This window comes from Methylobacterium tarhaniae (assembly GCF_001043955.1).
In the GTDB taxonomy this organism is placed as follows: domain Bacteria; phylum Pseudomonadota; class Alphaproteobacteria; order Rhizobiales; family Beijerinckiaceae; genus Methylobacterium; species Methylobacterium tarhaniae.
This window is the reverse complement of record NZ_LABZ01000295.1, coordinates 1-4498: the sequence shown is the minus strand read 5'-3', so window position 1 is coordinate 4498 and position 4498 is coordinate 1. Positions and strand designations below refer to the sequence as shown.

The window sequence follows — 4498 nt, the reverse complement described above, 5'->3', positions numbered from 1 at the left end:
CCGCTCATAACGGTCTGGTTGTAGGTTCGAGTCCTACCGGGCCCACCATCATCTTCAATGACTTGAGTGGCTTCCGCCTTCCGGGCGCGCCGCTCCGCCAACGAAACCACCAATGATTGGTCCGCTGAGCGCCGCCCGCTGAAGGCGTTCGCGGCCCGGCGCAAATGGGCCGGATGGTGGTGGCCGTAGACCCGCTCGAGCGTCTGAGCCGTCATCCCCAGGAAGCCGGCAGCCTCCCACATGTCGACACCGGCCTGCATCAACCACGTTGCCGAGGTGTGCCGCAGGGTGTGGGGCGTTACGCGCCCTTCCAACTTGGCCAAGCGCACGGCTGTCGCGAACGCGGTCTTCACCGACTGGACTGGCGCGCCGGCGTACTCGACAAAGTGCTCCCCTTCGCTCGGCATCTCACTCCAGCGGCGCATGTGGGCCAGCAGCCTGTCAGGCAGCGGCACGGGCGGCTGGCGCTTCTTCGTGGCGGCACGGCCGGCGGCGAGCCGATAGAACACGCCACGCTCCAGATCGACGAACGACCGGCCGAGATCCGCCTTCCACGACGCAGACGCAATCGCGCCAGCCCGGGTGCCGGTGTAGAGCCCGATCAGGATGAAGCGGGCGAGGTGGCGCAGCGGGCGACGCGACGTGAGTGTTTTCTTGCCCTTGTCCTCGCCACGGTGAACCGTCTGCTCCTCACGGTGCCGCCAGCAGATCCATAGCAGGCGCGCAGCCTCCGAGCGCGTCAGCCAGCGGTCGCGGGCCTGTCCCTTCTCGGGAAGGACGATCCGGACGATCCCGCGGTGCAACCCCTCCTTGGCGTGATGGTTCACGGCCGCGCGCAGGTCTTCGAGATCGCGGCGAGCACCGCCCGGATTTTTCCGGGCGGCCACATATGCACGGCACGACTCGCCTGTGATCTCGGCTAGCATGCGACCGCCCCAGAACTCGGCAAGCCGTTTGATTCGCTCGTCGAAGGTTCGCTGATTCCGCTGGCGGTCCCGCGTGTCGGCGTCGTAAATCGAAAGCACGTCGGCGACATCAATATCTTCGATGTCGCGCGCTTTCCGTTTCGGTTGATACTTCTCAGCGATGTATATCGCTAACGCTTTTTCCGCGCGTTCAGCTTCGCCAGCAGGGCATCCCGTGGCGATATGGCGGCCGTCGTCGAGGATGATCCAGGTTGCCGAGGAGACGACGCGTCCGCCCGACTTGCGTTCCGGCCGGAGCCAGAGGCGGGCACCTTTACGTGGACGCGGCATCGTTCCCTCATCTCGTCGATGGCTTGGAGAGTCGTGTAATCCTTCCCCGCCGCCCGCCAGATCGCAAGATGGCCGCGCTTGGCCTCCTGGCGGAGCCCGCTGGCCGTCATCGAGCCATCGGGGTAGGCGATCTCGGCAGCGACGGAGAGGCGCAGATGATCGTCCGGGCGCACCGTCTCACGGGTAAGCGGTGGGCGGGTGGTCCCGCTCCGCCCGCTGCCCGCCGTCGTCTGTGCGCGCGGCATGCTCAGATCTCCCCTTCGGCTGACGTGGTGATGCGGCCCGCCCGCCACACAACGAGCGGCATCCCGAGCGGCACGCGGGTGCGACCGCGTGCCAGCGGGTGAATCGGCGCGCCGTCGCCGGTGAGTGCGAACGCGTGCAGCGGTTTGATGCCGTCGTGCGACAGCGCCGCGATCACCCGATCGGCATGGAGCCCAGGCGTCAGCAGGTTGCCCCAGGCGACGAGGCGCACCGGTGCGTTGGTGGCGAGCGCCCGGATCCTGTCGAGGTTCGCCTGCTGCAGGGCCTTGAGCGAGGCTACGTCCTGCGCGGCCAGCCACGCCTCGAGGTCTCGCGGATCGGTCGCGATCCGGTCGTCGGCGTTGACCACCGTGAACCCGCCGATGCCAGGCCGGCCCTTGAGCAGCGCCCGCAGCCGGCAGATGGTCGGGTCGTTGCGGTCTCCGCCGGCCGTGCTCGGGTTGCGCATGCAGACCAGCGCCCGCGGCTCGTCGGACCACCAGCGGTCCAGGCGGTAGCGGTGAAGGCCGCAGGAGGAGAACTCGGCAGAGCCCATCATCGCCTTGCCTCCGCAGCCGCCAGCCCCTCGGTCCGCGCCCGGTTGAGGTCGGCCATCGCCTCGTCGGGCACCTCGAAGAACCCGAGCGCTCCGCGGCATGGCACGAACGGCAGTGGCCTTGGATTGGCGAGCACGAACCCGTAGCGGCCGATGAACCAGGGCGAAGGGTGCTCTGTGACGCAGTCGACGATCTCGACCACGCCCACGATGCCTCCGCGGCGCATGTCGTTGAGGATGCGGGCGCGCCGCTGGAGATTGGCCTGCTGGTCCTGCCGCGAGATGGCCTCCAGCAAGTCCAGCGCGTCGTCGCATTCCGCGTTGGTCATGCTCTTGGCGGCATGCAGCAGGACCGGGCCGCGGTAGTTCGTCGACCAGCTTCGGTTCTCGACCGGCTTGCCCTCGTACAGGATCATGTGCGCCCAGGGCTGGCGGACGGAGATCGCCTTGCGCGGCAGATCATGCATCGGCGCCGCTTCCCTTGATGGGCTCGCACGGGGCATGCTTCCCGCCCCGCAGCACATACTCCTTCCAGTGCTGCCAGCAGGTCCGGCCGTCCCGGGTCTTGAGGAAGCCCCACCGCCGGCCGCCCTTGCCGCGCCAGACGACCGTGACGATACGGCCGGGCGCGACGCCGAAGTCCTTGCCCGACCAGCGGCCGAGGACGCGGTGCATGTGCTCGGCCCTGCGGTAGCTCAGGCGCCAGGCCGGCACGATGCGCTGGTAGACGAGATCGCCAGCTGCAGCGTTGCGCACGACCCGCCACAGGTCCCCAGGTTCCGGCCACTCGGCGAGCGTCTGCGCCGTCACTTCCTCGACGTAGGGCGTCAGCGGCAGTGTACAGAATGACCACGGGTGGTCATGCGGATCCGGGTCGCCGTCGCCACGGTGGAAGATGTGCAGGCGCAGCCGGCCGATGAGCAAGCGCGTCATGTACGGCGAGGTGTCGCCGATCGTGTGGAAGCTGAAGAAGGGCTCGGCCATCGCTCAGGCCTCCCCAACTTCGGATGTGCCCGGTCCCGAAAGCCCTGGCAGCGGCCCGCGCCCGTGCCGCGTCGTCCGCTTCCGAGCCAGCTTGTCGAGGAATTCTGGTGTCGAACACCGGGCAAGCTCGCGCTGTGCCTCGGCCATCATGTCGACGCCGCGGTGAGCCGCCCAAAGGGCCAGCGTGAACACCATCTGGCCGAACTCTTTCGGGAGGCGACCGGCTGGCCGGCCGAACACGTAGCGTCCGATCGCAATCCAGTCGTCGAGGGTGCCACCGTCCGCTTGGTAGCCCTCGCAGACCTCCTCGACCGGACGGTCGCGCCGCTCGGCGTCGTCGGTCGGGTCGTCCGCGAAGGCGATCCCCATCCATGCCGCACTGCGGTCCTGGTAGCTCGCGCTTGGCGCTGCCTGAAGCCCCCGCAGCGCCATCTGCACCCACGGGTGATCGTCGCCGCTGCCGCTCAGGAACAGCGCCGCGAGGTCGCCCCGGAAGCGCTCTTCGGCCAAGTCGGCGGCGAGGCGGCGGGCCTGGACGACCGCATCGTCGGCAGGCTCGGCCGCGCGAGGCGTGACGAGTTCGGACAATAGGCTCTGGAGCACATCAGCGATGTGGCTCGCATGATCCGGTAGAACGCCAGTCCGAACGGCGGCGCCATCCCGGAAGTACCGGATTCCCGCCTTGATCCGCTCCTCGAGGATCGACACCGTCCCAGCCTGCCGCGCGCCCGGCACTGCCTCGAACCGCCCGTCTTCCATCTCAGCGGTCGAACGGGCCCATGCGAGGTTGCCATCCAGGGCGCGGTAGACGACGACCTCGGCGCCGTCGGAGAGAGGCGCACCGGTCTGGACCGCGGCCACGTAGAGAAGCGTGGTCCCAGCAGGTGCGGTTTTCTGAGAAGATAGCGTGACTTGGCCGGTCCTGCTGCACCGGTAGACCATGACCAGGTCATAGTCCGTCAGCGGCTCGATGGTCCGCACCCGGGCGCCGCGGAACAGGACCTCGTAGAGACGGCCGGAGCGGATGTGCCGGACGAGTTCGGGCGCGGCCGAGCTGCGGCGGGCGGCATCCCCTTCGAGCTGCGCTCGTGCAGCATCTGGTACGGCGCACGGCCACGACGTCTCGCGCGCCTCGCCTGGACGGGCGGGCACTTGCCCGGTTCCACCGCAGGTCCGGCACTGGTCCTGCCGCGTCTCGGTATGCCGGTCCTCATGGGTGGCCCAGCCGGTGCCGGCGCAAGTGGCGCAGGGGACGGTGATGGTGGGCATAGCGCTCACTCCGCGGCGAAGAGGGGGAGGTCGGGGGCGGGGCGGCGCTGCGGGCGCACCTCGGCCTTGCGGTAGTTTGCGGCGACCAGCGCCTCGCTGTAGACGAGCCGGTCTGCGCCAGCGGCGAAGAAATCGAGAGCCGCAGACAAGACACTCGCCCTCCCGCCGCCGGCTCCGGGATGCTGTCGAA

The 4498-nt window shown here is 68.9% G+C and carries 6 protein-coding genes; all 6 read right to left on the bottom strand.

The genetic code is table 11. From position 1 onward, the window contains the following. A partial coding sequence (locus VQ03_RS28995; RefSeq protein ID WP_083468296.1) for a tyrosine-type recombinase/integrase occupies positions 1-1256 on the bottom strand: 1256 nt, incomplete at its 3' end. 247 nt (positions 1257-1503) lie between these two features. After that, entirely contained in the window at positions 1504-2058 is a 555-nt protein-coding gene (locus VQ03_RS28990; RefSeq protein ID WP_048454394.1) for a DUF1643 domain-containing protein, read from the bottom strand. Next, positions 2055-2522 (bottom strand): ASCH domain-containing protein, encoded by a 468-nt coding sequence (locus VQ03_RS28985; protein ID WP_048454393.1) that lies wholly within the window; start codon positions 2520-2522, stop codon positions 2055-2057. The genes VQ03_RS28990 and VQ03_RS28985 overlap by 4 nt, the downstream gene beginning before the upstream one ends. Next, complete coding sequence (locus VQ03_RS28980; RefSeq protein ID WP_048454392.1) at positions 2515-3039, bottom strand: hypothetical protein; 525 nt, start codon at positions 3037-3039, stop codon at positions 2515-2517. Before VQ03_RS28980 ends, VQ03_RS28985 begins: the two co-directional genes overlap by 8 nt. A 3-nt stretch (positions 3040-3042) precedes the next feature. Continuing rightward, positions 3043-4308: a hypothetical protein gene (locus VQ03_RS31230; protein ID WP_053078784.1), complete on the bottom strand. Its 1266-nt coding sequence runs from the start codon at positions 4306-4308 to the stop codon at positions 3043-3045. 5 nt (positions 4309-4313) lie between these two features. Beyond that, positions 4314-4457 carry a hypothetical protein gene (locus VQ03_RS28970; RefSeq protein ID WP_157064311.1) on the bottom strand — a complete coding sequence of 48 codons (144 nt, stop codon included), beginning with the start codon at positions 4455-4457 and terminating at the stop codon, positions 4314-4316. Positions 4458-4498: the final 41 nt, after the last annotated feature.